The organism is Kitasatospora sp. NBC_01539 (genome assembly GCF_045040525.1).
Lineage (GTDB): Bacteria > Actinomycetota > Actinomycetes > Streptomycetales > Streptomycetaceae > Kitasatospora.
Genome location: NZ_CP109390.1, coordinates 6495228 through 6520302, shown reverse-complemented (window position 1 = coordinate 6520302; position 25075 = coordinate 6495228). Strand labels below are relative to the sequence as shown.

The following is a 25075-nucleotide window of genomic DNA, read 5'->3' as shown; positions in this document are numbered from 1 at the left end:
GGGGCCCCGGCAGGTGTCACCCGGCTGCCGGGGAGATCACATTGGCCTCACACCCGCCTCTCATGAAGCTCTCAGCGTCCCTCGGGAACGTAGGCGCATGACCACGACCAGTTCCGTCCCTCCGACCAGCGATCCGTGGCCCGAGGCTGCGGACTACCCGCCGCCGGCACCCCCTGCCGGGCGGGCCACGGTCGAACCGCTCTTCCCCCCGGCCGCCCTCCCGGGGACCGGCCCCAAGGGCCCGTCCTCCTGGGCCGGCCGCCTGCGCACCCTGCCGGCCCGCGCCTGGCGCGGCCGCCCCGACGACCCCGCGTGGGTGCGCCCGTCGTTCCTCGCCCTCCTGGCGGCCACCGCCGTCCTCTACTTCTGGAACCTCTCGGCCTCCGGCTGGGCGAACGCCTTCTACTCGGCCGCCGTCCAGGCCGGCTCCGAGAGCTGGAAGGCGTTCTTCTACGGCTCGTCCGACGCCGCGAACTTCATCACCGTCGACAAGCCCCCGATGTCCCTGTGGCCGATGGCCCTCTCGGTGCGGCTCTTCGGGCTCGGCACGGCGAGCATCCTCGCGCCGCAGGTGCTGATGGCCGTCGGCACCGTCGCCACCGTGTACGCGACCGTGCGCCGCCGCTTCTCGCCGGTCGGCGGACTGGTCGCGGGCGCGGCCCTCGCCCTGACGCCCGTCGCCGCGCTGATGTTCCGCTTCAACAACCCCGACGCGCTGCTCGTCCTGCTGCTCACCCTCGCCGCGTACGGCGTCGTGCGGGCCACGGAGACGGCGAGCACCCGCTGGCTGGTCTTCACCGGCGTGATGTTCGGCTTCGGCTTCCTCACCAAGACCCTGCAGGCCTTCCTGGTGCTGCCCGCGTTCGCCCTGGTCTACCTGGTCGTCGCCCCCACCGGCCTCGGCCGCCGGGTGCGGCAGCTCCTGTGGGCGGGCCTCGCCATGGTGGCGGCCGGCGGCTGGTGGGTCGCCGTCGTCGAGCTCGTCCCGGCCTCGGCGCGCCCGTACATCGGCGGCTCGCAGGACAACGACTTCCTCTCCGTCACCTTCGGCTACAACGGCTTCGGCCGGCTCACCGGCGACGAGACCGGCAGTGTCGGCGGCGGCGGGGGCGGGGGCGGCGGCAACTGGGGCAGCACCGGCCTCACCCGGCTCTTCGACGGCGACATCGGCGGCCAGATCTCCTGGCTGATGCCGGCCGCGCTGATCCTGCTGGCCGTGGGCCTCTGGGCGACCCGCCGCCACCCGCGCACCGACGGCGCCCGCACCGCGTTCCTGGTCTGGGGCGGCTGGCTGCTCTGCACCGGGCTCACCTTCAGCTTCATGTCCGGCATCTTCCACCAGTACTACACGGTGGCCCTCGTGCCGGCCGTGGCCGCCCTCGTCGGCATGGGTGCGGACGGCCTCTGGCGGGCCCGGCACCGGCTGCCGTACGCGGCGCTGCTCGGCGTCGTCGTCGCCGTCACCGCGATCTGGTCGTACGTGCTGCTCGGCCGCAGCGCCGACTTCGTGCCGTGGCTGCGCTGGGCGGTCCTGATCGGCGGGATCGTCTCGGCGGCGGCCCTGCCTGCCGCCGGGCGGATCGGCGGCCGCAACGGCGGGCGGCTCGCCGCCGTCACCGGGCTCGTCGCCCTGGCCGCGGTCCTCGGCGGCCCGACCGCGTACGCCCTGGACACCGTCTCCACCGGCCACAGCGGTTCGATCGTCACCGCCGGTCCGCAGGTGCAGAGCGCCGGCGGCTTCGGCGGCGGGCCCGGCGGCGGCCGCGGCGGCATGGGAATGCCGGGCGGCGGCCGGGGCGGCTTCCCCGGGGCGAACGGCCAGGGTTTCCCCGGCGCGAACGGCGGCACCGCGAACGGCGGCACGGCCAACGGGCAGAACGGCGTGCCGGGCACCGGCACCGGCACCGGCACCGGCGGCCAGGCCTTCCCCGGGATGCCGGGCCAGAACGGCCAGGCCGGCGGCACCGGTACGCCGGGTGACGGCGGCCGGGGCGGCATGGGCGCCGGCGGCATGGGCGGCCTCCTCAACGGCGCCCAGGTCAGCAGCGAGCTCTCCGCGCTGCTCAGCCGGGACGCCGACCGCTACACCTGGGTCGCGGCCGCGGTCGGCTCGCAGAACCAGGCCAGCTACCAGCTCGCCACCGGCGAGCCGGTGATGGCGCTCGGCGGCTTCAACGGCACCGACCCCTCCCTCACCCTGGCCGCCTTCCAGCAGTACGTGCAGGACGGCGAGGTGCACTACTTCATCGGCGGCGGCGGCTTCGGCGGCGGTGGCGGCGGCGGCGGCACCGCCTCGGAGTCCTCGCAGATCGCCACCTGGGTGGCGGCCAACTTCACCGCGAAGACGGTCGGCAGCGCCACGGTCTACGACCTCACGGCCCCGACCACCGGCACCACCGCCACGACGGGCAGCGGCACCAACAGCTGACCGTCCCGGTACACCCCGCCCGGCCCGCCGAGCCTCCCCCTCGGCGGGCCGGGCGCACGAGTTCCCGGGGCCCGCCCGGACGTTCCGGGGGGGTGGTCCGTGCGGGCGGACGGGCGGCGGCTAGGGTCCTCCCCCATGCCGACCGAAACGGGTTTCACCTGCACCTGCTGCGGTGAGTACCACCCCGAGACCCCGATGGACTTCGCCAGCCCCGCCCCGGCCTACTGGCTGCCCGGGGAGGAGCGCCACCCGGCGAGTCTGCTGACCGACGACCAGTGCGTGATCAAGGGCGAGTCGTTCTTCGTCCGCGCCCGCGTCGAGATCCCGGTCGTGGGCCGGGACACCGTCTTCACCTGGGGCGTCTGGGTCTCGCTGAGCGACCGGAACTACGCCCGGGCGGGCGAACTGTGGGAGACGGCCGGGCGCGAGTCCGAGCCGCCGGCCTTCGGCTGGCTGTCGACCGAACTGCCCGTCTACGCGCCCTCGACGGTGAACCTCCGGACCATGGTCCACACCCGCCCGGTCGGTGAGCGCCCGGTCGTCGAGATCGAGCCCACCGACCACCCCCTGGCCGTCGAGCAGCGCAACGGCATCACCATGGAGCGGGTCCGGGAGATCGCCGGGGCGCTGCTCCACCCGCAGGGCTGACTCCGGCCGCCGGCACCGCACGGCACCGGGATCGGGGCGGGCACCGGGGTCGGGGCGGGCGGCTCAGCAGTACGCCACCGGGCGGCCGTGCCGCAGGGCGTACTGCGCGGCCCGCAGGTACAGCGCGACGTGGAAGGCGGCGTCGAGGTCGGTGCTCCACGGCGCGGTGCTCCGGGCTGCCAGGCGCTGCGCCCCGCCGTCCAGGAACCAGCAGGTCAGCACGAGCGGGCCGTGCGGGTCGGGGAGTTCGGCCGGCAGTTCGAGCACCGCGGCCAGCCGCTCCGCCGCGGCCAGCACCCGGGCCGCGGCGACGACCTCCGCCGTGTCGTCGTACGCCGTCGCGAAGGGGAGCCGGACCTCCCCGGCCGGGGGTACGGGCACCATGACCGTCCACCCGCCCAGTGCGGCCTGCTCCGCTGCCGGGAGGTGCGCCTCGCAGAGTGCCGTGAAGCCGGCCATGGGCCGGCCGAGCTTCTCCTCGAAGGCCCACCCCGGGCCGTCGCCCGGCCCGTAGGGCGGCAGACCGGCCCGGGCCAGGGCGCCGTTCACCCCGGACGCGACGGCACGCCATCCCCCCTCGTCCGCCGAGGTCCAGTCCGCCGCGTCGAGGCCGTACAGGTGGAGACCCATGCCCGGCACCGTACCGGCGGCCGCCGACACCGGGCCGGACGGGCCGTCAGGAGCACTGCTGGAGCATGGCCTTCTTGTCGGCGGGGGTCACCGGCAGGTCGTACTTGAGGGAGACCTGGGCGAAGCGCACGACGTAGGCGCAGCGTATCCGCGGGTCGGCGGGGAGCCAGGCGGCGGGACCGGAGTCGCCCTTGGAGGCGTTCTGGGAGCCGTCGGCGGGGACGAGGTTGAGCGGGTCGTTGGCGATGCGGACGCGCTTGGCCTTGTCCCAGCGGGACGCGCCCTGCTGCCAGTCGTAGGAGAGCGGCATGACGTGGTCGATCTGGATCTTCGACGCCTGGGCCTTCGTCCACTGCACGGTGTGGCCGGTGTAGGGGTCGAAGATCGTCATGGCGGTGACCGTGCAGGCGGATCCCGCCTTGCGCTGCACGGCGCGGCCGTCGCGGGCGAGGAGGTCGTTGCGGGTGTCGCAGTCGTTGTGGCCGAGCGGGGTGCCGTCGACGTTGTCCGTCCACGCGGGGCCGAACTGGTCGCGGTCGTAGCCGGACCTGCTGCCGGCCTCGGCGGTACGGACCCTGCCGACGACGTCGCGTCCGGCCTTGCGGTCGGCGGCGGAGGTGAGCGCGCCGAGGCCCGGCCTGGTGCCGTCCGGGTTCTGCAGCGGACTGGTGCCGGAGGCCGCGGCGCCGGAACCGGCGCCGTCGGCGGAGCCCGGACCGACCGGGCCGACCGGGCCCGAGGTGCAGGCGGTGAGCAGCAGCGGCAGGAGGAGGGCGGGCAGGACGGCGGGCAGGGCGGTGGTACGACGGGCGCGCACGGGTTCTCCCCCGACGGTGGCTGGTGACGGCGCACCAGCAGAGCAGGGTGGCTCACCGCGGGTCAAGCGCCCGCGGACACCGCGGAACGGACATCACGGACATTCATCGCGTACCGGACCGCACGGCCCGGATCCGACCCCGATCCGGCCCCGGACCAGCCGCCGGTTCAGCCGCCGATCGCGGACATCGGCCGGTCGGGCCGGACGAAGTCCGCGGAGCCGATGGCGTGCCCGGGGCCCTTCCCGGCGAGGGCGGTGCGCCAGGCGGCCTCGATCCGGTCGTCGTCGGCGCCGGAGCGCAGCAGGGCCCGCAGGTCGGACTCCTCGGTGGCGAACAGGCAGGTGCGGAGCTGGCCGTCGGCGGTGAGCCGCACCCGGTCGCAGCCGCCGCAGAACGGCCGGGTGACGGAGGCGATGACGCCGACGACGGTGTCGGTGCCGGCGATGCGCCAGTCCTCGGCGGGGGCGTTGCCCTCCCGGCCGGCGGGCACCAGGTCCCAGCGCCGGCCGAGGGTGTCGAGGATCTCGGCCGCGGTGATCATGCGGTCGCGCTCCCAGGCGCCCTGGGCGTCGAGCGGCATCGACTCGATGAAGCGCATCCGGTAGCCGTGCTCGGCGGCGAACGCGACGAGGTCGCAGAGTTCGTCGTCGTTGACCCCGCGCACCGGCACGGCGTTGACCTTCACCGGGGTGAGGCCCGCCGCGCGGGCGGTGGCGAGGCCGTCGAGCACGTCGGCCAGCCGGTCGCGGCGGGTGAGGGCGGCGTAGCGGTCGGCCCGGAGGGTGTCGAGGCTGACGTTGACGCGGTGCAGGCCGGCGGCCTTGAGGTCGGCGGCGGTGCGGGCGAGGCCGATGCCGTTGGTGGTGAGGGAGAGTTCGGGGCCGGCGGCGGCGAGGGCGGCGGTGAGGCCGGGCAGGCCGCGGCGGAGCAGGGGCTCGCCGCCGGTGAGGCGGACGGTGCGGATGCCGAGGCGGTGCACGGCGATCCGCACGAGCCGGACGAGCTCCTCGTCGGTGAGCACCTCGGCGCGGGGCAGCCAGTCGAGACCCTCGGCGGGCATGCAGTAGGTGCAGCGCAGGTTGCAGCGGTCGGTGAGGGAGACCCTCAGGTCGGTGTGGATCCGGCCGAACCGGTCGGTCAGCGGCTCGGGGCCGCCGGGCCGTGCCGGGCCGCCGTGGTGCCGTGCCGCGTCGCGCTGCGGTGTCCCCTGGTGCTCTGTCCTCCGTGCCATGCGCCCAGTAGAGGGGGCGCGCACCCCGTCCGGCCAGCGGCGGAAGCGCCGGTGCAGGCCTGCGGGCCGCGGCGGCGCGTTGTGCGATCGCACAGCTGTCGCTCCCGCGCGGGGGTCGGAAGACTGGGGGCATGACGGATCTGCGGGTGGCGGCGCTGGTGCTGGCGGCGGGCGGCGGCAGGCGGCTGGGCGGGCGGCCGAAGGCCCTCGTACGGCTGCGGGGCCGGACCCTCCTGGAGGGGGCGCTGGCGGCCGTCCGGGCGGGCGGCTGCGCGCCGGTGGTGGTGGTGCTGGGTGCGGAGGCCGGGCGGGTGCGGGCCGGGGCGGACACCGGCGACTGCGTGCTGGTGGAGAACCCGGCGTGGGAGAGCGGCATGGGCTCCTCGCTGCGGGCGGGGCTGGCGGCGGTGCCCGCGGACGCGTCGGGGGTGCTGGTGATGCTGGTCGACACTCCGGGGGTGACGGCGGAGGCGGTGGCGCGGCTGGTGGCGGCGCACCGGGCGGGCGGGGAGCTGGTGGCGGCCGCGTACGACGGCCGGCGGGGGCATCCGGTGCTGATCGGCGCGCGATACCTCGCCGAGGCGGCGGCCGGCGCCGAGGGGGACGCGGGGGCGCGCGCACTGCTCGCGGCGCACGCCCCCGAGGTGCTCCTCGTCGAGTGCGGTGACGTGGCCGTCGCGGACGACCTGGACACACCGGCCGATCTGGCCCGCTGGACGGCCTGCGGGCCGCAGGACGCCCCCGGCGGCGCCCCGAACCCTCCCCCGGGAGAGCATGGGTGACGGTCCGTCAGCACCGGTCGGCTCCGGCGCGCCCGTCGGCGGCCCGCACGGCCCGGCCGTCAGGTCGTACGCCCCCGATTCGACCCCGAGGTTTGCCGTAATCCGTTCCACCGGGTGTCCGGATCAGGGAGGATTGGGCACGTACCCGCCCAGCCGACACCGAACGGACGGTGCCAGCCATGACCGCAGTGCCGCTGCCCGACGACTTCAGCGACCAGGCGCCCGGTCCCGTGCCTCCGGCGGGCGCGAGTGCCATCCGGTGCCCGGCCTGCCGCCGGGAGCACCTCTACGAGGCTCCGAGCCTGCCGTGCCCGTGCGGGGCGCAGCTGCGGGTGCCGCTGCTGCGCGGCGGGGTGCCGGTGCAGGTGCGGTTCCGGTCGTGGGAGGACTCCTGGCTGAGCATGCGGTGTCCGCACTGCGGCCGCAACGACCAGTGGCCGCAGCCGGAGTTCACGTGCAACTGCGGGGCGACGGTGCGGCTGCCGGTGGACAAGGCCCCGCGGCTCCCGTCCTCCGGGCCGATCGGCCACCCGGCGGGCGGTGCGCGGCCGTACACGACGGCGGTGCCGCCGGAGTCGGTGCCGCAGCAGGGCTGGCACCGGCTGCTGCGGCCGCCGTTCCGTCCGCAGCCGGTGCACTCCCCGCAGGACGCGGTGGTGGCGGCGGCGCGCTACCTGCAGTGGCTGGGCTTCGACGACCTGGAGCTGACCGGCGGCCAGGACCGGGAGGCGGTGACGCTGCTCGGGGCGCGGATGGTGGCCCAGGTGGACTCGTTCACCGAGCCCGCGGACGTCAAGACGGTCGAGTGCCTGTGGATGCAGACCCTGCACAGCGAGGAGATGGCGGCGGCGCTGTTCACGATGGCCGGGTACTCGCACCAGGCGGTGGTGCGCGGCGAGCAGTTGCTGGTGGCGCTGTTCGCGCTGGACGCCGCGGGCATCCCGCAGCCGGCGAACGGGGCGGCCGAGGCGCTGATGGAGACCGGCTGGACCTCCTGACGCGGGCCGCAGCCGGAGTGCCTCCCTCCGGATTTCCGTCACGCTCGTGATCTGGTGCACAAGCTCGCCCCCGTGTTGAATTGCCGCCACGGCGCACACCCACGGGGAGGGCAGGTGTGCCGGATGGCGCACACAAGGAGGTGGCGTTGTCGGAACGCGGAACGGCCCCGGGGGGCACGGCGGACGCCGTTTGGCGACTGCGGTCGCGCGGCTGCTGGCAGGAGGCCGCGGAGTTACTGCGGCCGAGCGCCGCGCGCGACCCCACCGCTGCCCTGGAGAGAGCCGAACTCCTCATAGAGCAGTGCATGTTCACCGCCGCGCACTGGGCCGAGGCGGAGGCCGCGCTGCGCCTCGCCGAGGCCGGGGTGGTCGGCCCGGAGCAGCGCGCGGCCGCGGCGTGCGCGCGCGGATTCCTCGCGTACGTGGCCAGCGTGCTGGGCCGTCGCGACCGGCTGGACGAGGCGCAGGCCGCACTCGGCCGCACTTCGGCGCTGCTGCCGCCGGACGCGCCGGGCCGGCCGCTGCTCGACTTCCGGCGCGGGCTGGTCGCCGAGAACCTGCTGCACGACCCGGTGGCGGCCCGGGCCGCCTACCGGCGGGCGCACGCGGCCGCGCTGGAGCGCGGTGACGGGCTGCTCTGCTCGTACACCTGGCGGCACCTGGCCGGGCTGGCGCTGGCCTCGGGCGACCGGGAGCGGGCCCGGGAGGGCTTCCGGACGTCGCTGCGGCTGCGCGAGGAGCTGGGCTTCACGGTGGGCGTGGCGCCCGCGCTGGCCTCTCTCGCGGAGGTGAGCGGTCCGGCGGAGGCGTCGCGACTACGTGCCGAGGCGGCCCGGCTGGTGCAGGCGCTCGGCGGGGTACCGGTCTGGCTGACGGCCAGTCTGCAGGTGCCGCCGCAGGGGCCCGCACCGGACGGTGCGAGCCTCGCCGGGGAGGGCGCCGGCTGAGCCCGCCGCCCTGCCGCCCCTCCGGGCGGACCGTACACGGCCGAGTGGGATAAGGTAAGGCTAACCTGTCCGGGGAGAGCAGCGCCCCGGACAGGGCCAGCCACCGCCGCCCGGGCTCCGCCGAGCCCCGTACCGCCAGCCGGGGTCCGCCATGACCGTGACGACCACCACCGGGGCCTCCCCCGTCGCGTCGCCCGCCGGGCCGCCGCCCGCGGCGAGCTACGAACGCCTGGCCGCCGCCTACCCCGCCCTGCGCATCCGCTGCGCACCGCCCCGCACCGGCGACGGCTGGACGACCGGCGCAGCCCTCGCGGCCGACCCGGCGGCCCTGCGCGAGATGATCGACTTCGACGCCCGCGCCGGCGAACGCGACTACGGCACCCCGCTGCGCCCGGACGTCGCGGCGGGCTTCAGCCTGCACCGCTACCTGTGGCCGGTGGCCCTGGCGTTCACGCTGCCCTGGTTCCTGGAGCGCCGGGTGCCCCGGCTCCCCGCGGACGCGGTCGCGATCCGCCGCGCGAGCGGCGAACTGCGGGTGCGGCCCGTGGAGCTCACCGGCCTCCCGGACGACCCGCTCGCCGGCACCGGGCTGCTGCGCGTCGTCCCGGACGAGGCGGCGCTGCGCCGCACCCTGCTGGACGCCCTGGCGGAGCACCTGACGCCGGTCGTCACGGCGTTCCGTCCGACGGTGCGGCGCGGGTCCCGCACGCTCTGGGGGATGGCGACCGACGACGTGGTCGAGGGGCTCCGGTTCCTCGGCGGCCTGCTCGGCGAGGAGGACCGGGCGGTGGCCGAGCTGGCGGAGCTGCTGCCGGGCGACGGGCCGGCACCGTTCGTCGGCGGGGCCGGTTTCCGGTGCACCGGGGAGATGCGTACACGCACTCGGGTGACCTGCTGCCTGTTCTACACGGTTCGCCCGGACGAGATGTGTTTCACCTGTCCGCGGAAGCAGTAAATGTGATGGGCATTTGATTCCCGGCCGATAATTCCCCCTCCCCGGTGCATTGACCGGAATCCGGTCATCACCCCCCGAATTCTCCGCCATGATGGTCCAGCCTTACCTACGCAGGAAAGCGAGGCTGGTTCAGGTCATGAGACTGTCCGACATACCGCTGGGCTGGGCCATGACGGGCGTGGCCGTCCTGGTCGTCCTCGCGGTGCTGGTGGCGTTCGCCCGGAGCCGGGCCACGGCCGCGGCGAACGGATCGGATTCCTGGGAACGCTCGGAGGAACGCCGCCGGCGCAAGGAATCCCTGTACGCGGGCGCCTCGTACACCCTGCTCTTCTGCTGCGCCGCCGTCGCCGCGGCCCTCTCCTTCCACGGGCTGGTCGGGTTCGGCGTCCAGAACCTCAACCTCTCCGGGGGCTGGGAGTACCTGGTGCCGTTCGGGCTCGACGGCGCCGCGATGTTCTGCTCGGTGCTGGCGGTGCGCGAGGCCAGCCACGGCGACGCCGCGCTCGGGTCACGCCTGCTGGTCTGGCTGTTCGCCGGCGCCTCCGCGTGGTTCAACTGGGTGCACGCGCCGCGCGGGCTCGGCCACGCCGGGGCACCGCAGTTCTTCGCGGGGATGTCCCTCTCGGCCGCGGTGCTCTTCGACCGCGCGCTCAAGCAGACCCGCCGGGCCGCGCTCCGCGAACAGGGCCTGGTGCCCAGGCCGCTGCCGCAGATCCGCATCGTCCGCTGGCTGCGCGCCCCGCTGGAGACGTACGCCGCCTGGTCGCTGATGCTCCTGGAGGGCGTGCGCACGCTCGACGAGGCGGTGGAGGAGGTCCGGGACGACAAGCGGACCGCGACCGCCGACCGGGAGCGGCGCCGGCTGGCCAACCGCCGCGAGCGCGCGGAGATCCGCGCCATCAACCGCAACCAGGGCGGCTGGCGCCACCGCACGGCCGCCCGTCAGCTGGAGGCCGGGAGCGGCACGGAGCCCGCCATAGCCGACGGACCCGCCGAGGGCCCGCCCGCGGACGGCCCGCCCGTCGTGGGCCCGCCCACCGCACTGGGGCTGCCGGTGCGCCCGGCCCCGCGCACCGTCGACCTCACGCCCGACGACGACACCATCACCCTGCCGCGGCTGGACTCCCTGGAGCAGAAGCTCAAGGACCTGGAGCAGCAGTTCGGCTGATCCTCCGTGGGCCCGCGGCCGGGCCGCTGGCCCACGGACCGTCCGGCCGCAGGCCCGGTGGAGGCCCGGTGGGGTCCGGTCGGCTGCGGGCGGGTCAGCTGTGGGCCGGTCCGTCCGTGTCCACGGAGAGTTCGAACCACATCCGCTTGCCGGAGCCGCGCGGCTCCACCCCCCAGCCGTCCGCCAGCGCCTCGACCAGCATCAGCCCGCGGCCCGACGAGGCCTGCTCGCCGGGGGTGCGCCGGGTCGGCCACAGGTCCGACTCGTCCTCGACCTCGACCCGCAGCCGGGCCCGGCCGCCGGTGCTCGGCAGGTGGTAGAGCCGCGCGGTGAACATCGCGTCCCGGTCGGTGTGCCGGATGGCGTTGGTGACGAGTTCGGAGGAGAGCAGCTCGGCGGTGTCGATCAGCTCCGGCACGCCCCAGCGGCGCAGCGCGTCGCGCAGTTCGCCGCGCAGCTCCGCGATCCGCGCCAGGTCGGCCTGGCCGATCCGGCGGCGCAGCTGCTGGGCGGCGCGGCCGCCCGAGGGGCCGTCCCAGCGCAGCAGGAGCAGCGCTATGTCGTCCTCGCGCTCGCTGGAGTCGGCGGCGCCCGCCGCGATCCGGTCGGCCAGTTCCTCCAGCGGTTCGCGGGCGGACTCGTCGCGTGCGGCGAGCGGCCCGGCGACGGCCTCGCACAGCCGGGCGAAGCCGGTGTCGAGGTCCATGTCGCGGGCCTCCACGAGGCCGTCGGTGCAGAGCACCACGGTCTCGCCCGGGTCGAGGCTGAAGCGGGTGACGCGGTACTCCTCGTCGGGTGCGACGCCGAGCGGCAGCCCGCCGGCGACCGGCAGGATGGACGCGGAGCCGTCGCCGCGGCGCACCACCGGGTCGAGGTGGCCGGCGCGGACGGCGTAGACCACGCCGTAGTCGACGTTGACCTCCGCGTAGGTGCAGGTCGCGAAGTGGTCGGTGTCGAGGTCGGCGAGGAAGCGGGAGGCCCGGGCCATCACGGCGGCGGGCGGGTGGCCCTCGGCCGCGTAGGCGCGCAGCGCGATCCGCAGCTGGCCCATGATGCCGGCCGCGTGCACGTCGTGGCCCTGCACGTCGCCGATGACCAGGCCGACGTGGCCGCCGGGCAGCGGCACGACGTCGTACCAGTCGCCGCCGATCTGCAGGCCGGAGCCGGCCGCGAGGTAGCGGACGGCGGTGGTGACGCCCGGCACCGAGGGCACCGCGCGGGGCAGCATGACGCGCTGCAGGCCCGCGGCGAGCTCGTGCTCGGCGTCGTGCAGCTGGGCGCGGGCCAGCGACTGCGCGACCAGGCCGCCGAGGGTGGAGAGCAGGGTGCGGTCGTCGGTGTCGAGCTCGCGGTCGTCGTCGAAGCTGACCGCGCACACGCCGATCGCCCTGCCGCTGACGACCAGCGGCAGGAACGCCCAGGCGCTGCGGCCGGTCTCGGCGCCGACGCCGGCCCAGGCCTCCGGGTAGCGGTCGCGGTACTCCTGCCGGTCGGCGATGAAGACGGCGGTGCGGGTGCGCACCGCGTGCGACATGGGGTGGTCGGCGGAGAGCGGCGAGCGGTCGAACTGGGCGATCTGCTCGCGGCGGTACCCGCTGGCGCCGAGGATGGCCAGGCGTCCGGCCTCCAGGGAGGCGAGCACCAGGCCGTCCGGCGGGAGGCCGGGCAGCGGGAGCTCGGTGAAGACCCGGGCGACGTCGCGGACGGTCACGGCTTCGGAGAGCGCCCGGGCGGCCTCCTTGATGAACCGCGAGCGCTCCTCGCGCAGCGCGGCGAGTTCGCCGGCCTTCTCGCGCTTGTGCAGTTCGACGGTGGCGTCCCAGACGAAGCCGACCATGCGGGAGGCGCGGCCGAAGGCGTCCGCGAGGACCCGGCCGCGGAAGCGCACGGCGTGCATCTGCCCGCCCGGGAAGACCGTGCGGTAGTAGGCGCCGCACTGGCCGAGCTCGGCGACGGCCCGCTCGACGCGGCGGCGCACCACCGGGGCGTCCTCGGGGTGCAGCAGGGCGAGGAACGAGCCGGAGCTGCGGTCGAAGCGGTCGCGGTCGAGGCCGAGGATGGCGCAGGCCCGGTGGTCGCCCTCCAGGATGTCGCGGCGGATGTCCCAGTCGAACGAGCCGATGCCGTTGGCGGCCATCGCGGGTTCGAGCCAGTCCGGGGTGGAGTCGCCGGCCCTGCCGGTCATGCCGTGTCCGGTGGCGGGCGCCGACAGGCCGGCGGTCGCGGTGCGCAGCGCGTGGCCGGCAGCGCTCCGGGTCGTCTGGGCCGGTGGAATGCGGCGTGCGGGCCCCTGCGGCTCGGGCTCTGTCGCCATGTTTCTCCTGCCGCTGCCATGCCATGCCGTCCGGGCGGACCGCGATAGCCGTGTCGTGATCGGGATCGGTGTGCAGGGGGGTGGCGGCCGGTCGGGAATCGGATCTGCCCGCCGGCGCCTGCGCACACATTCTCACTAGCCTCTCGTATGTTCGGCAAGGCGGCAATGCCGAGGGGCCGTCCGGGTGTCAACGAGGTGAAGAACACGTCATGGTTCGTGCGCGTTTCACTACGGTCCGAGCTCGAACCAGGTGACCTTGCCGTCGCCCCGCAGCTGTACGCCCCAGTCGTCCGCCAGGGCCTCGACCAGGAGGAGCCCGCGCCCGGAGGTCGCGTACTCGCCCGGGGCGCGGCGGCCCGGCACCGTGGCCGCGGCGTCCCTCACCTCGATGCGCAGCCGCTGGTCGGGGGTGAGGACGGCGTCGAAGACCGCGCCGTGCCCGGTGTGGACGAGCGCGTTGGTGACCAGCTCGGAGGTGAGCAGCTCGGCCGTGTCCGCGAGCTCCGGCACCCCCCAGCGGTCGAGCGCGGTGCGCAGCCGCCGCCGGATCGCGCCGACGGCGACCAGGTCGGCCGGATCGACCGCGGCGTGCAGCCTGTGATGCAGCGCACACCCCGGTTCGTGCGCGGGGGGCCGTCCGGCCGCGGGTGCCTCCCGGGCCCGCTCCCCCGCCCCGGCGGCCGCCGGACCCGCCGGATCGGACCGGCGTGCGGCGCCGGTGCCGCCGCCGTGCGCCCCGCGCCGCGGGCCGTTCGCGGCCGACCGCTGGCGCGGAAATCGTGCCTGACCATCCATCAAAACGCCCCCGCCCTGCTCGGGAACGCCCCTCCGGTCCCCCTCCGGACGGCGTCCAGTCGTCGAACATCCTCATGCCCGTTCCGGAACGTCCCCAACAGTGCATCCCCGGCCACCCGGTGTGAAGCGGGGCTCGGGGCGGCGCCGTGATCCGTCCGGCGCACGCGAGGAGGTTTGGCGGCGAACCGTCCGCGCCGCGCGGGCGCCGCCCCGCCCCGGGGTGGCACGGCTCCGGCACGGCCCGGCACACGGCCGGCTCCGGGGGCGGCCCGGCACGCGGCGGACGCCGGGGGCGGCCCGGGTCAGCTCTGCTGCAGGGCCTCCGCGGCCCGGCGGAGGAAGACGCGGAACAGCTCCCGCTCCGGCCCGTCGAAGGCGTCCCACAGGGCGGCCTCGACGCCCACCGCGCGCGCGTCCGCCTCCGTGAGGAGGGTGCGGCCCGCCTCGGTGAGGCGGGTGACGAGCACCTTGGCGTGCAGGTCCGACGGACTCCGCCCGATCAGGGCCTTGCCCTCCAGGACGGCCAGCACACCGGCCATGGTCTGGGGCGTGACGGCGGCGCCGCGTGCCAGCTGGGCGCCGGACATGCCCTCCGGCCGCTCGGCGAGCTGGAGCAGCACCGCGTACTGCGGCACGGTGAGGCCCAGGCCGCGCAGGGCCTCGGCCTTGGCCGCCATCATGGCCTGTTCCGCGTGTTTGAGCTCCAGGCCCAGGCGCAGCCGGGCCCCCGCGGGGCCGGCCAGCAGCTCGGCGGGGTCGGCGGTCATGGCACTCCTCGGCTGGCGGCGCGGTCCCGACCAGTATGGCCGGGGCCGGGCGCCCGCCCGTACGCGTGGGCGCGGACCGCTGACGGCGCGGGGCGGGCGGGGCCGGGTCAGCCGGTGCGGAGCACGTACTTGGCGGTGGCGGTGCGCCCCTCCAGGCGGGCGTGGGCGGTGGCGACGCCGTCCCAGCCGATCTCCTCGACGTGCGGACGCAGGGTGCCGTCGGCGACCAGGCGCAGGCCCTCGGCGAGGTGGGCGCGGAAGAGATCGGGGCGGCGGGAGAGGACGCCGCCCATGTTGTAGCCGGCGAGGGTGAAGCTGTCGTACCAGACCTCGTTCGCCGCGAGGGTGGTGTCACGGTCGGCGGCGTTGCCGATGACGACGTGTCGGCCGAACACGGCGAGCAGCGGGCGGACGGCGCCGCGCAGCTCGCCGCCGACGGTGTCGATGACGGCGTCGAAGCCCTGCCCGTCGGTCAGTTCGGGGGTGCGGTCGGCGAGCTCGGCGTAGGTGAGGGTGTGGTGGTAGCCGTGGGCGGCGGCCGCGGCGGCGCGTTCGGGGGTGCCCGCGGCACCGACGGTGAGGGCGGCGCCGTGGGCGGTGGCGAGGCGGCCGAGGAGCGTGCCGAGGCCGCCGGCGGCGCCGAGCACGAGCACCCGGTCGCCGGGGCCGGTGCGGGCGGCGCCGCGCAGGGTGCCGACGGCGGTGGTGGCGTTGCAGGCGGTGGCGGCGGCGTGCAGCGGGTCGAGGCCGGCGAGCGGGCCGTCCAGGGCGACGGCGGTGGCGGCCGGGGTGGCGACCCGTTCGGCGTTGCCGCCGAAGCCGGTGGGGACGGCGGCGACGGGCTGGCCGACGCGCAGACCGTGGACGCCCGCGCCGAGGGCGGCGACGGTGCCGGCGACCTCCAGGCCGGGTACGGCGGGCAGGGTGACCGGGAACTGCCCGCGGCGGAACATCACGTCGGCGAAGTGGATGCCGGCGTGGGTGACGTCGACGGTGATCTCGCCGGGGCCGGGGGCCGGGGCGGGAAGGTCGGCGAGTTCGAGGACCTCGGGCCCGCCGGTGCGGGTGTAGCGGACTGCGCGCATGGGGTGCTCCTCGGGACGGCCCGGACGGGCGTTTCACGGACGGGCGTTTCACGGACGGGCGTGGCGACGGGCCGCCGTGGCGATGGACGGCGGTGGTGATGGACGGCTGTGGTGATGGACGGCCGTGGTGATGGACGGCCGCGCGATGGGCGATTCATGTATGGGCACTGATGAATATCAGGGCACTGACATATGTATAGCAGGGCCCTGATACATGCCGCCACCCGCACCCCGCCCCGCCCGACGGGCGGCGCACGCCCGGGCGAGCAACGCTGGACACGCAGGCCCCGGCCGGGTTCAATGGCCGAGGATGTTTGAACGACGTTCTAACCACGACCGGCCGAGCGAGGAACCGTGCGACTGACGCCCACCGAGCGGGACAGGCTGCTGATCTTCACGGCGGCCGAGCTGGCCCGTGCCCGCCGCGCCCGCGGCGTGAAGCTCAACGTGCCCGAGGCCACCGCCCTCATCGCCGACGCCGTCTGCGAGGCCGCCCGCGACGGCCGCCGCCTCGCCGAGGCCGTCGAGGCCGGGCGCGGCGTCCTCACCGCCGACGACGTGCTGCCCGGCGTGCCGGACATCGTCACCGTCGTGCAGGTCGAGGCCGTCTTCGACGACGGCACCCGGCTCGCCGTGGTCGACGACCCGTTCCGCGGCGCCGGATCGCTCGGCGACGGCGCCCCCGGCGCCGCGCTCGCCGGGCCGGGTGAGGGCTACGACCCCGTCGAGGAGACGGTCGTGCTGCCCGTGCACAACACCGCCGCCGTACCCATCTCCGTCACCTCGCACTTCCACTTCTTCGAGGCCAACCCGCGGCTCGCCTTCGACCGGGCCGCCGCCTACGGCACCCACCTGGCCGTGCCCGCCGGCTCCTCGGTGCGGTTCGACCCCGGGGCGACCGTCGAGGTCGGCCTGGTGCCGATCGGCGGCGCCCGGGTCGCGATCGGCTTCGCCGGCCTGGTCGACGGCCCGCTCGACGCCCCCGGCGCCAAGGAGGCCGCGCTGGAGAAGGCCCGCGCCACCGGCTACCTGACCGGCTTCGACGACTCGGAGGTCGACTCGTGAGCGCCATCACCCCGCACGACTACATCTCCGTGCACGGCGCCCGCGCGGGCGACCGCATCCGGCTCGGCGACAGCGGCCTGATCATCCGCGTGGAGTCCGACGCGCAGGAGCCCGGCAACGAGTTCCTCGCCGGCTTCGGCAAGACCGCCCGCGACGGCCTGCACCTGCAGGCCGTCGCCGTCCGCGACACCTGCGACGTCGTGATCAGCAACGTCGTCGTGATCGACGCGGTGCTCGGCATCCGCAAGACCTCGATCGGCATCCGCGAGGGCCGGATCGTCTCGATCGGCCGCGCCGGCAACCCCGACACCATGGACGGCGTCGACGTCGTCGTCTCCACCGGCACCACGATCGTCTCCGGCGAAGGCATGATCGCCACCGCCGGCGCCATCGACACCCACGTCCACCTGCTCTCGCCGCGGATCATGGAAGCCTCGCTCGCCTCCGGCGTCACCACGATCATCGGCCAGGAGTTCGGCCCGGTCTGGGGCGTCGGCGTGAACTCCCCCTGGGCGCTGCGGCACGCCTTCAACGCCTTCGACGCCTGGCCGGTCAACATCGGCTTCCTCGGCCGCGGCTCCTCCTCCGAACCGGCCCCGCTCGTCGAGGCGCTCGCCGAGGGCGGCGCCTCCGGCTTCAAGGTCCACGAGGACATGGGCGCCCACACCCGCGCCCTCGACACCGCACTGCGCGTCGCCGAGGAGTACGACGTGCAGGTCGCCCTGCACACCGACGGCCTCAACGAGTGCCTCTCCGTCGAGGACACCCTGCGGGTGCTGGAGGGCCGCACCATCCACGCCTTCCACATCGAGGGCTGCGGCGGCGGACACGTGCCCAACGTGCTCAAGATGGCGGGCGTCGAGAACGTCATCGGCTCCTCCACCAACCCCACCCTGCCCTTCGGACGCGACGCCCTCGGCGAGCACTTCGGCATGATCGTCTCCGCCCACGACCTCAAGGTGGACCTGCCCGGCGACGCCGCCATGGCCCGCGACCGCATCCGCGCCGGCACCATGGGCGCCGAGGACGTCCTGCACGACCTCGGCGTCATCGGCATCACCTCCTCCGACGCCCAGGGCATGGGCCGGGCCGGCGAGACCGTCCGCCGCACCTTCGCCCTCGCCGGCAAGATGAAGACCGAACTCGGCCCGCTCGACGGCGGATACGGCACCACCGAGAGCGGCGACGACAACGAGCGCGTCCTGCGCTACATCGCCAAGCTCACCATCAACCCCGCCATCGCCCACGGCCTCTCGCACGAGGTCGGCTCGATCGAGCCCGGCAAGCTCGCCGACATCGTGCTCTGGCGCTCCGACCACTTCGGCGCCAAGCCGCAGCTCGTCCTCAAGGCCGGCTTCCCCGCGTACGGCGTCACCGGCGACCCCAACGCCTCCACCGACCGCTGCGAACCCCTCGTCCTCGGACCGCAGTTCGGCGCGCACGGCGCGACCGCCGCCGACCTGTCCGTGGCCTTCGTCTCGCAGGCCGCCGCCGAGACCTCCTACCTCGACGTCGCGGGCGACCGGATGCCCACCCGCCGGCGGCGGGTCGGCGTCCGCAACACCCGCGGCATCGGCCCGCGCGACATGGTGCGCAACGCCCGCACCGGGCACGTGGAGGTCGAGTCCGACACCGGCCTCGTCTCGCTGGACGGCGCGCCGCTGCGCTCCGAGCCCGCCGACAGCGTCTCCCTCAGCCGCCTCTACTTCCTCTGAACCCGCCGCCCTCCCTTAGGACTCCACCCACATGACCAGCACCACGCCCGCCGCCGCCGGCTTCCGGATGCCCGCCGAGTGGCACCCCCACGAGCGCACCTGGATGGCCTTCCCGACCGCCAACCCGACCTTCGACGGCGCCGGGCAGCTGCACGCCGCCCGCGAGGCCTGGGCCCGGGTCGCGAACACCCTCGTCCGGTACGAGCCGGTGACCCTCGTCGTCAACACCGGCGAAACGGCGGACGCCCGCGGGTACGTCTCCCCCGACGTCGAGATCGTCGAACGGCCGCTGGACGACGCCTGGATGCGCGACATCGGCCCGAGCTTCCTGATCGACGGCAAGGGCGGCGTCGCCGCCACCGACTGGATCTTCAACGGCTGGGGCGCGCAGTCCTGGGCCCGCTGGGACGACGACCAGCACATCGCCGAGCACATCACCGCGCTCACCGGCGTGCAGCGGTTCGCCTCCCGCCTGATCAACGAGGGCGGCGGCATCCACGTCGACGGCGAGGGCACCGTGCTCGTCACCGACACCGTGCAGCTCGGCGAGGGCCGCAACGCCGACTGGACGCGCGAGGAGGTCGAGGCCGAGCTGCACGCCTTCCTCGGCACCACCAAGGCGATCTGGCTGCCCCGCGGACTCACCCGCGACTACGACGAGTTCGGCACCCGCGGGCACATCGACATCGTCGCCTCCTTCGTGCGCCCCGGCGTCGTCGCGGCGCACGTCCAGCCCGACCCCTCGCACCCCGACCACGCGGTGTGCGAGGACCTCACGGCGATCCTGCGGGCCTCCACCGACGCCCGCGGGCGGCAGCTGGAGGTCGTCGAACTCCCCGCCCCCACCGTCCTGGTGGACGAGGACGGCGAGCCCGTCGACTACTCGTACATCAACCACTACGTCGCCAACGGCGCGGTGATCCTCTGCGCCTTCGACGACCCGCGCGACGCCGAGGCCGCCGCGATCCTCGGCAAGGCCTACCCCGACCGCACGGTCGAACTCGTCGACGCCCGGGGCATCTTCGCCAACGGCGGCGGCGTCCACTGTATTACGCAGCAGCAGCCGAAGGGCTGACGCCGGAGCGAGGGGTGGGCCGGGCGCCCGTCCGGCTGTCTCCGGGCCCGGGCCCGGGCCCGTGGCCGTATCCGGGTCCGGGTCCGGGTCCGTCTCCGTGGCCGTCCGGTCGTCGGCCGTCACGGTGTCCCGGCCGTCCCGGTCGCCTCTGCACCGCCCCATGGTGCCGGGCCGCACCGCCCGGTGCCGCCTCGGAGCCGGGCCTGCGCACGGAGGCGGGCCTCGTACGCGGTGTTCTCGCGGTCGGCCCAGGCGCGGGCGAGCGAGGAGCGCGGGAACCAGTGCGAGTGCACCAGGCCGGGCTGCTCGACCCGTTTGCCGAGCAGGTGGTCCCAGACGCCGTGGCCGTCGCCCAGCGGCAGCGCGTACGGCTCGTAGCGGGGCCGGCCCGCACCGGCGGTCACCGGCTCGCCCGGCGGGTCCGGACGAGGGCCGCCGCGACGGCGTCGAGGTAGTCGGCCCAGCAGTCGCCGGGTTCCGGACGGGTGCCGGCACCGCCGTGGCAGCGGTTGCACCGGCCGCACCTGCGGTAGGGCGGCACGAGGTCCGGCCCGGGCACCGGGACCGGCCGGGCGGGCGGCTCGGCCGGGCGGTCGGGCGGGTGGTCCGGCCGGCTGTCGGGCTCGGGGGCGGATGCGGGCGTCAGCACGGGTCCTCCTTGATCTCGGCCCAGACCTCGGTGCGGCCGGAGCCGTCCGTCGCGCCCCAGCGCGGCACGGACATGAGGGCGCGCAGCACCGCGGCCCACTGCTCGTCGGTGCACCGCTCCGGGATGGGAACGGTGATGCGGACAGTGCCGCGGGAGGTCGCGGTGGCGGTGGAGATCTCGCCGGTGGCTCGTTCGAGCGCTTCGCGTAGGGCGTTCGCACGCACGCTGACCTGCACCGCCACTTCCCTAATAACAGACTGGCACTGTACTAATAGACTAGGGCCAGACGGATACTCTGTCACCTCGCCGTCACACAGTGAGAGGACACGGGATGAGTCAGGACAGTGCGCCGCCCCCGTACCTCCGGGTGGCCGAGCAGCTCCGCCAGCGCATCCAGTCCGGCGAACTCGCACCCGGCGCCCTCCTGCCCTCCCTCGCCGAGATCCGCGAGGAGACCGGCTACTCCGGCACGGTCGGGCAGCGCGCGTACGCCGTGCTCGTCGACGAGGGCCTGGTCGTGGCCCGTCCCGGCCGCGGCCACTACGTCCGCTCGCAGGAGGAGCGGCCCCTCCTCGTACGCCGCCCGCGGGTCGCGCCCGGCGGCGGGTCGCCGACCGAGGCCGTGCTCGCCGCGCAGGGCATCCACGCCCGGCGGGACAGCGAGTCCACCACCGCCCGCGCCGACCGGCGGATCGCCGACCGCCTCGGCATCACCGCCGGCGACCCGGTCATGCACACCTCGTACGTCTACCGCGCCGACGGCGAGCCCGTACAACTCGCCGACTCGTGGGAGCCGATGGCCGTCACCGGCGGCACCCTGATCGTGCTGCCGGAGGCCGGCCCGTACGCGGGCATCGGCGTCGCCGACCGCATGCGGCACATCGGCATCGAGGTCGGCATCCCCGTCGAGCGGGTCACGGCCCGCGGCGCCGCCCGCGCGGAGGCCGCCCTGCTCGGCGCCACCCCGGCCGCGCCGGTGCTCGCGATCGAGCGCACCTACTACGACCAGGCCACCGGCCGAGCCGTGGAGACCGCGGACGTCGTGCTGCTCGGCAGCCGCTGGGCCGCCGAGTACGGCACCCGGCCGCCGACCGCCTGACGCCTCACCGCCTGACACCTCACCGCCTGACACCTCATCGCCTCCGCCCGCGGGGCGGTGAGGCCCCACGGGCGGGTACCGGCCACGGCCGGTGTCCGGATTCCGGCCTGCCGACCGGCCCCCGCCGATGGAGGGTTCCCCTGCCCGTACGGGTGTTGCGAGCATGACGGTACGGCCCATGCATATGCCACAAGCACATGCCAGGGCCGATCGACCGTCAGATCAGCTCCACCAGGGGGGAACCACCCATGTCCCGAACCGGTCACCGGACCGAGCTGACCCGCCGCCGGATGCTCCAGGGCTCCGGCGTCGCCCTCACCGCCGCCGTCGGCGCCGGCGCCCTCGGGCTCGCCGGACCCGGCGGCGGCACACCGGCCGCCGCCGCGGGGACCGCCGCACCCGGCACGCCCCGCACACCCGAGTCCTTCGACGAGACGTACCTCGGCCGCCGGCTCCAGGGCCGCCCCGCCACCGGCGCAGGGCACCACCACCACGACGGCCCCGCCTTCCGCGTGCTCGTCGACGGCGAGGAACTCCACGTCATGCGCAACGCCGACGGCACCTGGATCAGCGTCGTCAACCACTACCAGCCGCACCGCACCCCGCAGGACCTCGCCCGGGCCGCCGCCGTCGACCTGCACGGCGCCGCACTCGTCCCGTTCGCCTGACCGACCGCCCTCCCCCGCACCCGACAGCACCCGACAGCACCAGGAGACACCCATGGCGGTCCGCAGGAACCAGGCGGCCCTCACGGCCCCGCAGAAGCGCGCCTTCACCGACGCCGTCCTCGAACTCAAGCGCTCGGGGCGCTACGACACCTACGTCAGCACCCACAACCGGTTCATCGTCGGCGACACGGACAACGGCCCGCGCACCGGCCACCGCTCGCCGTCCTTCCTGCCCTGGCACCGCAGGTTCCTGCTCGCGTTCGAACGCGACCTGCAGTCCGTCGACCCGCAGGTCACCCTGCCGTACTGGGACTGGACGGCCGACCGCACCGCCACCGGCGGCCCCTGGGCGGACGACCTGCTCGGCGGCAACGGCCGCCCCGGCGACAACCGGGTCACCACCGGGCCGTTCGCCGCCTCCGGCGGCCGGTGGAGCATCACCGTGCGGCCCGACAGCCGCGACTACCTCCGCCGCTCGCTCGGCACCGCCGTCGCCCAGCTCCCCGGCCGCGCCGAGGTCGAGTCGGTCCTCGCGGTGCCGACGTACGACGCCGCACCGTGGAACAGCACGTCCGCCGGCTTCCGCAACCAGTTGGAGGGCTGGCGCGGCGTCAACCTGCACAACCGGGTGCACGTCTGGGTGGGCGGCCTGATGGGCACCGGCATGTCACCCAACGACCCGGTGTTCTGGCTGCACCACTGCTTCATCGACAAGCTGTGGGCCGAATGGCAGCGCCGCCACCCCGGGCAGGGCTACCTGCCGACCGCGCCGACCCCCGACGTCGTCTCCCTGCACACCGCCATGAAGCCCTGGGACGACACGACGCCGGCCGACATGCTCGACCACACGGCGCACTACACGTACGACACCGGGTTCTGACCCCGGGGCGTGCGGCGCTCCGGCCGGGCCCGCGGGACCGCAGGGCAGGGCGGCCGGTCGGGGCGGCCGGACTGGGCCGCCAGGCTGAGTGGCCGGCCGGGCCGCGGGCCGGACGGAGGCGGAGACGGACTCCTGAGCCGGGCCGGCGACACACCCGACCGAACCGGCGACCGGCGTTCAGGAGCCGTCCGGGGCCGCCATCAGGGTGCTGCGGTAGGCGAGGACGACCGCCTGGGCACGGTCCCGGGAGCCGGTCTTGGCGAGGATCCGCTTGACGTGCGTCTTGACGGTCGACTCGGCGAGCACGAACCGCTCGGCGATCTCGGCGTTCGAGCAGCCCTCCGCCACGGCCCGCAGCACCTCGCGCTCGCGACCGGTGAGCCGGGCCAGCCGGCGCTCGGCCTCACCGCCTTCCGCGGCGGCAGGCACGCGAACGGCCGGAGGCGGGTCCGCCCCCGGGGCCCCCGCCGGGCCGACCAGACGGCCGAGCACGTCGCCGGTGACGGCAGGGTCGAGGACGGACTGGCCGACGGCGAGTGCCCGCACCGCGTCGACGAGCCGCTCGGGCGAGGCCCGCTTCAGCAGGAAACCCGCGGCGCCCGCCCGCAGCGCACCCCAGACGTAGTCGTCGTGGTGGAAGGTCGTCAGGACGAGCACCCGGGTGGCCAGCCCGGCGGTGACGATCCGCCGGGTCGCCTCCACACCGTCGATGCCGGGCATGCGGACGTCCATCAGCACGACGTCCGGCAGGAGGGTGCGGCAGAGCTCGACCGCGCGGAGGCCGTCACCGGCCTCCCCGACCACCTCGATGCCCTCGACGGTGCCGAGCACGAGCGCCACGCCCGCGCGGAGCAGCGCGTCGTCGTCGGCGAGCACCACCCGCACGGTCACGGCACCGGGAGGACGACGTGCAGCAGGAAGCCGCCCCCTTCACCGCCCCCGTGTTCCAGGGTGCCGCCGAACACGGCGACCCGTTCGGCGATGCCCAGCAGTCCCCGGCCGGGGGCGTATCCCGGCGCGGCGCCCCGGCCGTCGTCGCGGACGACGATGTCGAGGGTGCCCGCCGTACGGCGGAGGGCGACGGCGGCGCTGCCGGCCCGGGCGTGCTTGACGGTGTTGGTGAGCGCCTCCTGGACGATCCGGTAGGCGGACACGTCCAGGGTGCGCGGCAGGTCGCGCGCGGCGGCGTCGACGGCGAGGTCGACCGCGACCCCGGCCCGGCCCGTACGCGCGGCGAGCCGGGGCAGGTCGGCCAGGCCGGGCTGCAGGCCCGTCCCGTCCGGTGGCGGCCCGGTGCGGCGCAACAGGCCGAGCACCCGGTCGAGTTCGTCGAGGGCGTCGCGGCCGGTGTCCTCCAGACCCGCGAGCAGCGCACGGGTCTCCTCGGGGTCGCGCGCGAGGACCAGCCGGGCCGCGCCGGCCTGCACGACCATCACGTTGAGGGTGTGGCCGACGAGGTCGTGCAGCTCCCTGGCGATGCGGGTGCGTTCCTCCGCGGCGACCCGACGGCGGATCAGGAGCCGGGCCGTGTCCCGCTCCTCCTGCCTGCGGGCCGTCGCGTAGCCGAGCGCCCAGGCCAGCAGCCAGAGGAAGAGGGACCCGGCGGGGATTCCCGCGTACGCGCCGGAGGGGCCCGCGAAGTACGCGGCCATGCCGAGCAGCACGATCACCGGGCCGCACCTGGCCCGCGGGCGCGTGGCGTACAGCCCCAGCGAGTACAGCCCGACCAGGTTCGCGTAGGGGGTGACCGGGCTGGCGAGGACGAACAGCGCCTCCGCGGACAACGCCACGGACCCGGCCAGGTACGCCGCCAGCGGTGCCCGGCGGCGGACGGCCAGCGCACCGGCCGCCACGGCGCTGAGCAGGACGGCGACGGGCATGGCGGTGCCGATCCGCGGTGCGGCACCGACGCGTTCGACGAGCATCGCCGCCAGGAAGGCGACCGCGAGGACGGCATCGGCGGTAGCGGCGCGCGGCCCGGTGGCGGCCCACGGCACGGCGGCCCGGACGGCTCCCGCGGCTGCCGCCGCCCTGGCGGTCGCGGCGGCCACGACGGCCCGTGCGGTACCGGTCGCGCGGAAGTCCCGGGCGGCCGCAGGCGAGTCGGGGACGCCAGGGGCAGCGGGGACGTCAGGGGCAGCGAGAGCAGCGGGGGCAGCGGGGGCGACGGCCGGTGTCCGGGCGGGGCGGGTCATCACGGCTCCGGTGGGGTCGCGTCCGGCGGGGTCGCGCACCGGCGGGCGGTGACGTTCCCGGAGGCTACCGGTGCCCGGCACCGACCCGCATCGCCCCACAGGCGTAGGGCCCGTACCCCCGTGGGGGTACGGGCCGGGCCGCCCCGCCCGGCGTCCTCCCCGC

Annotated in this window: 25 protein-coding genes; 13 read left to right on the top strand and 12 right to left on the bottom strand. The window is 75.6% G+C overall.

Features of this window, described 5'->3' with window-relative positions; translation table 11 throughout:
* Positions 1–97 precede the first annotated feature (97 nt).
* Both OG335_RS28275 and OG335_RS28270 read left to right on the top strand, forming a co-directional pair.
* Positions 98–2428: an ArnT family glycosyltransferase gene (locus OG335_RS28275; protein WP_405013949.1), complete on the top strand. Its 2331-nt coding sequence runs from the start codon at positions 98–100 to the stop codon at positions 2426–2428.
* A gap of 135 nt (positions 2429–2563) precedes the next feature.
* Positions 2564–3076: a DUF2199 domain-containing protein gene (locus tag OG335_RS28270; protein ID WP_405013948.1), complete on the top strand. Its 513-nt coding sequence runs from the start codon at positions 2564–2566 to the stop codon at positions 3074–3076.
* A gap of 63 nt (positions 3077–3139) precedes the next feature.
* On the opposite strand, the gene OG335_RS28265 is transcribed toward OG335_RS28270, so the two are convergent.
* The 3 genes from OG335_RS28265 to moaA all read right to left on the bottom strand — a co-directional run bounded on the left by OG335_RS28265 (position 3140) and on the right by moaA (position 5755).
* Positions 3140–3706 carry a hypothetical protein gene (locus tag OG335_RS28265; RefSeq protein ID WP_405013947.1) on the bottom strand — a complete coding sequence of 189 codons (567 nt, stop codon included), beginning with the start codon at positions 3704–3706 and terminating at the stop codon, positions 3140–3142.
* 46 nt (positions 3707–3752) lie between these two features.
* Complete coding sequence (locus OG335_RS28260; RefSeq protein WP_405013946.1) at positions 3753–4523, bottom strand: HNH endonuclease family protein; 771 nt, start codon at positions 4521–4523, stop codon at positions 3753–3755.
* Positions 4524–4690: 167 nt separating this feature from the next.
* Entirely contained in the window at positions 4691–5755 is a 1065-nt protein-coding gene (gene moaA, locus OG335_RS28255; protein ID WP_405013945.1) for a GTP 3',8-cyclase MoaA, read from the bottom strand.
* Positions 5756–5886: 131 nt separating this feature from the next.
* On the opposite strand from moaA, the gene OG335_RS28250 reads away from it, so the two are divergent.
* From OG335_RS28250 to OG335_RS28230, 5 genes are all read left to right on the top strand, one after another.
* Positions 5887–6537 (top strand): NTP transferase domain-containing protein, encoded by a 651-nt coding sequence (locus OG335_RS28250; RefSeq protein ID WP_405013944.1) that lies wholly within the window; start codon positions 5887–5889, stop codon positions 6535–6537.
* Positions 6538–6716: 179 nt separating this feature from the next.
* A complete protein-coding gene (locus OG335_RS28245) occupies positions 6717–7535 on the top strand; it encodes a hypothetical protein (protein WP_405013943.1) in 819 nt (272 codons plus the stop codon).
* A gap of 146 nt (positions 7536–7681) precedes the next feature.
* A complete protein-coding gene (locus tag OG335_RS28240; RefSeq protein ID WP_405015554.1) occupies positions 7682–8482 on the top strand; it encodes a hypothetical protein in 801 nt (266 codons plus the stop codon).
* A gap of 151 nt (positions 8483–8633) precedes the next feature.
* Positions 8634–9437, top strand: a complete 804-nt coding sequence (locus OG335_RS28235; RefSeq protein ID WP_405013942.1) for a (2Fe-2S)-binding protein — start codon at positions 8634–8636, stop codon at positions 9435–9437.
* 136 nt (positions 9438–9573) lie between these two features.
* Entirely contained in the window at positions 9574–10605 is a 1032-nt protein-coding gene (locus OG335_RS28230; protein WP_405013941.1) for a DUF2637 domain-containing protein, read from the top strand.
* A 94-nt stretch (positions 10606–10699) separates the two neighbouring features.
* On the opposite strand, the gene OG335_RS28225 is transcribed toward OG335_RS28230, so the two are convergent.
* The 4 genes from OG335_RS28225 to OG335_RS28210 all read right to left on the bottom strand — a co-directional run bounded on the left by OG335_RS28225 (position 10700) and on the right by OG335_RS28210 (position 15566).
* The gene (locus OG335_RS28225) at positions 10700–12919 is read right to left on the bottom strand and encodes a SpoIIE family protein phosphatase (protein ID WP_405013940.1); all 2220 of its coding nucleotides are present in this window, start codon (positions 12917–12919) and stop codon (positions 10700–10702) included.
* 228 nt (positions 12920–13147) lie between these two features.
* Complete coding sequence (locus tag OG335_RS28220) at positions 13148–13714, bottom strand: ATP-binding protein (protein WP_405013939.1); 567 nt, start codon at positions 13712–13714, stop codon at positions 13148–13150.
* A gap of 302 nt (positions 13715–14016) precedes the next feature.
* The gene (locus tag OG335_RS28215) at positions 14017–14481 is read right to left on the bottom strand and encodes a MarR family winged helix-turn-helix transcriptional regulator (protein ID WP_405013938.1); all 465 of its coding nucleotides are present in this window, start codon (positions 14479–14481) and stop codon (positions 14017–14019) included.
* Positions 14482–14588: 107 nt separating this feature from the next.
* A complete protein-coding gene (locus tag OG335_RS28210) occupies positions 14589–15566 on the bottom strand; it encodes a zinc-binding alcohol dehydrogenase family protein (protein ID WP_405013937.1) in 978 nt (325 codons plus the stop codon).
* A 354-nt stretch (positions 15567–15920) separates the two neighbouring features.
* On the opposite strand from OG335_RS28210, the gene OG335_RS28205 reads away from it, so the two are divergent.
* The 3 genes from OG335_RS28205 to OG335_RS28195 are packed head-to-tail and all read left to right on the top strand — an operon-like array spanning position 15921 to position 19421.
* The gene (locus tag OG335_RS28205) at positions 15921–16631 is read left to right on the top strand and encodes an urease subunit gamma (RefSeq protein WP_405013936.1); all 711 of its coding nucleotides are present in this window, start codon (positions 15921–15923) and stop codon (positions 16629–16631) included.
* A complete protein-coding gene (locus OG335_RS28200; protein ID WP_405013935.1) occupies positions 16628–18346 on the top strand; it encodes an urease subunit alpha in 1719 nt (572 codons plus the stop codon). Before OG335_RS28205 ends, OG335_RS28200 begins: the two co-directional genes overlap by 4 nt.
* 31 nt (positions 18347–18377) lie before the next feature.
* Complete coding sequence (locus OG335_RS28195) at positions 18378–19421, top strand: agmatine/peptidylarginine deiminase (RefSeq protein WP_405013934.1); 1044 nt, start codon at positions 18378–18380, stop codon at positions 19419–19421.
* Between the two features lie 119 nt (positions 19422–19540).
* On the opposite strand, the gene OG335_RS28190 is transcribed toward OG335_RS28195, so the two are convergent.
* From OG335_RS28190 to OG335_RS28180, 3 genes are read right to left on the bottom strand one after another with little or no spacing between them, the layout of a single operon-like run.
* Positions 19541–19825: a hypothetical protein gene (locus tag OG335_RS28190; RefSeq protein ID WP_405013933.1), complete on the bottom strand. Its 285-nt coding sequence runs from the start codon at positions 19823–19825 to the stop codon at positions 19541–19543.
* On the bottom strand, positions 19822–20070 hold the full coding sequence (locus OG335_RS28185; RefSeq protein WP_405013932.1) for a hypothetical protein: 249 nt from the start codon (positions 20068–20070) through the stop codon (positions 19822–19824). Before OG335_RS28185 ends, OG335_RS28190 begins: the two co-directional genes overlap by 4 nt.
* Complete coding sequence (locus OG335_RS28180) at positions 20064–20306, bottom strand: hypothetical protein (protein WP_405013931.1); 243 nt, start codon at positions 20304–20306, stop codon at positions 20064–20066. The genes OG335_RS28185 and OG335_RS28180 overlap by 7 nt, the downstream gene beginning before the upstream one ends.
* 95 nt (positions 20307–20401) lie before the next feature.
* Between OG335_RS28180 and OG335_RS28175 the strand changes: the two genes are divergently transcribed.
* From OG335_RS28175 to OG335_RS28165, 3 genes are all read left to right on the top strand, one after another.
* Entirely contained in the window at positions 20402–21169 is a 768-nt protein-coding gene (locus OG335_RS28175; protein WP_405013930.1) for a GntR family transcriptional regulator, read from the top strand.
* Between the two features lie 248 nt (positions 21170–21417).
* Positions 21418–21837 (top strand): tyrosinase cofactor, encoded by a 420-nt coding sequence (locus tag OG335_RS28170; RefSeq protein WP_405013929.1) that lies wholly within the window; start codon positions 21418–21420, stop codon positions 21835–21837.
* A 52-nt stretch (positions 21838–21889) separates the two neighbouring features.
* The gene (locus tag OG335_RS28165) at positions 21890–22717 is read left to right on the top strand and encodes a tyrosinase family protein (protein ID WP_405013928.1); all 828 of its coding nucleotides are present in this window, start codon (positions 21890–21892) and stop codon (positions 22715–22717) included.
* Positions 22718–22894: 177 nt separating this feature from the next.
* Here OG335_RS28165 and OG335_RS28160 read toward each other — a convergent pair whose 3' ends face one another.
* Positions 22895–23608 carry a response regulator gene (locus OG335_RS28160; RefSeq protein ID WP_405013927.1) on the bottom strand — a complete coding sequence of 238 codons (714 nt, stop codon included), beginning with the start codon at positions 23606–23608 and terminating at the stop codon, positions 22895–22897.
* Positions 23605–24912 carry a sensor histidine kinase gene (locus OG335_RS28155; protein WP_405013926.1) on the bottom strand — a complete coding sequence of 436 codons (1308 nt, stop codon included), beginning with the start codon at positions 24910–24912 and terminating at the stop codon, positions 23605–23607. Before OG335_RS28155 ends, OG335_RS28160 begins: the two co-directional genes overlap by 4 nt.
* Between the last annotated feature and the right edge of the window lie 163 nt (positions 24913–25075).

What these genes read in the sequence shown, in the direction of transcription:
- OG335_RS28275 (WP_405013949.1), top strand. Translation starts at nt 98, where the DNA reads ATGACCACGACCAGTTCCGTCCCTCCGACCAGCGATCCGTGGCCCGAG.
- OG335_RS28270 (WP_405013948.1), top strand. Translation starts at nt 2,564, where the DNA reads ATGCCGACCGAAACGGGTTTCACCTGCACCTGCTGCGGTGAGTACCAC.
- OG335_RS28265 (WP_405013947.1), bottom strand. Translation starts at nt 3,706, where the DNA reads ATGGGTCTCCACCTGTACGGCCTCGACGCGGCGGACTGGACCTCGGCG.
- moaA (WP_405013945.1), bottom strand. Translation starts at nt 5,755, where the DNA reads ATGGCACGGAGGACAGAGCACCAGGGGACACCGCAGCGCGACGCGGCA.
- OG335_RS28250 (WP_405013944.1), top strand. Translation starts at nt 5,887, where the DNA reads ATGACGGATCTGCGGGTGGCGGCGCTGGTGCTGGCGGCGGGCGGCGGC.
- OG335_RS28245 (WP_405013943.1), top strand. Translation starts at nt 6,717, where the DNA reads ATGACCGCAGTGCCGCTGCCCGACGACTTCAGCGACCAGGCGCCCGGT.
- OG335_RS28235 (WP_405013942.1), top strand. Translation starts at nt 8,634, where the DNA reads ATGACCGTGACGACCACCACCGGGGCCTCCCCCGTCGCGTCGCCCGCC.
- OG335_RS28230 (WP_405013941.1), top strand. Translation starts at nt 9,574, where the DNA reads ATGAGACTGTCCGACATACCGCTGGGCTGGGCCATGACGGGCGTGGCC.
- OG335_RS28225 (WP_405013940.1), bottom strand. Translation starts at nt 12,919, where the DNA reads ATGGCGACAGAGCCCGAGCCGCAGGGGCCCGCACGCCGCATTCCACCG.
- OG335_RS28220 (WP_405013939.1), bottom strand. Translation starts at nt 13,714, where the DNA reads ATGGATGGTCAGGCACGATTTCCGCGCCAGCGGTCGGCCGCGAACGGC.
- OG335_RS28215 (WP_405013938.1), bottom strand. Translation starts at nt 14,481, where the DNA reads ATGACCGCCGACCCCGCCGAGCTGCTGGCCGGCCCCGCGGGGGCCCGG.
- OG335_RS28210 (WP_405013937.1), bottom strand. Translation starts at nt 15,566, where the DNA reads ATGCGCGCAGTCCGCTACACCCGCACCGGCGGGCCCGAGGTCCTCGAA.
- OG335_RS28195 (WP_405013934.1), top strand. Translation starts at nt 18,378, where the DNA reads ATGACCAGCACCACGCCCGCCGCCGCCGGCTTCCGGATGCCCGCCGAG.
- OG335_RS28175 (WP_405013930.1), top strand. Translation starts at nt 20,402, where the DNA reads ATGAGTCAGGACAGTGCGCCGCCCCCGTACCTCCGGGTGGCCGAGCAG.
- OG335_RS28170 (WP_405013929.1), top strand. Translation starts at nt 21,418, where the DNA reads ATGTCCCGAACCGGTCACCGGACCGAGCTGACCCGCCGCCGGATGCTC.
- OG335_RS28165 (WP_405013928.1), top strand. Translation starts at nt 21,890, where the DNA reads ATGGCGGTCCGCAGGAACCAGGCGGCCCTCACGGCCCCGCAGAAGCGC.
- OG335_RS28155 (WP_405013926.1), bottom strand. Translation starts at nt 24,912, where the DNA reads ATGACCCGCCCCGCCCGGACACCGGCCGTCGCCCCCGCTGCCCCCGCT.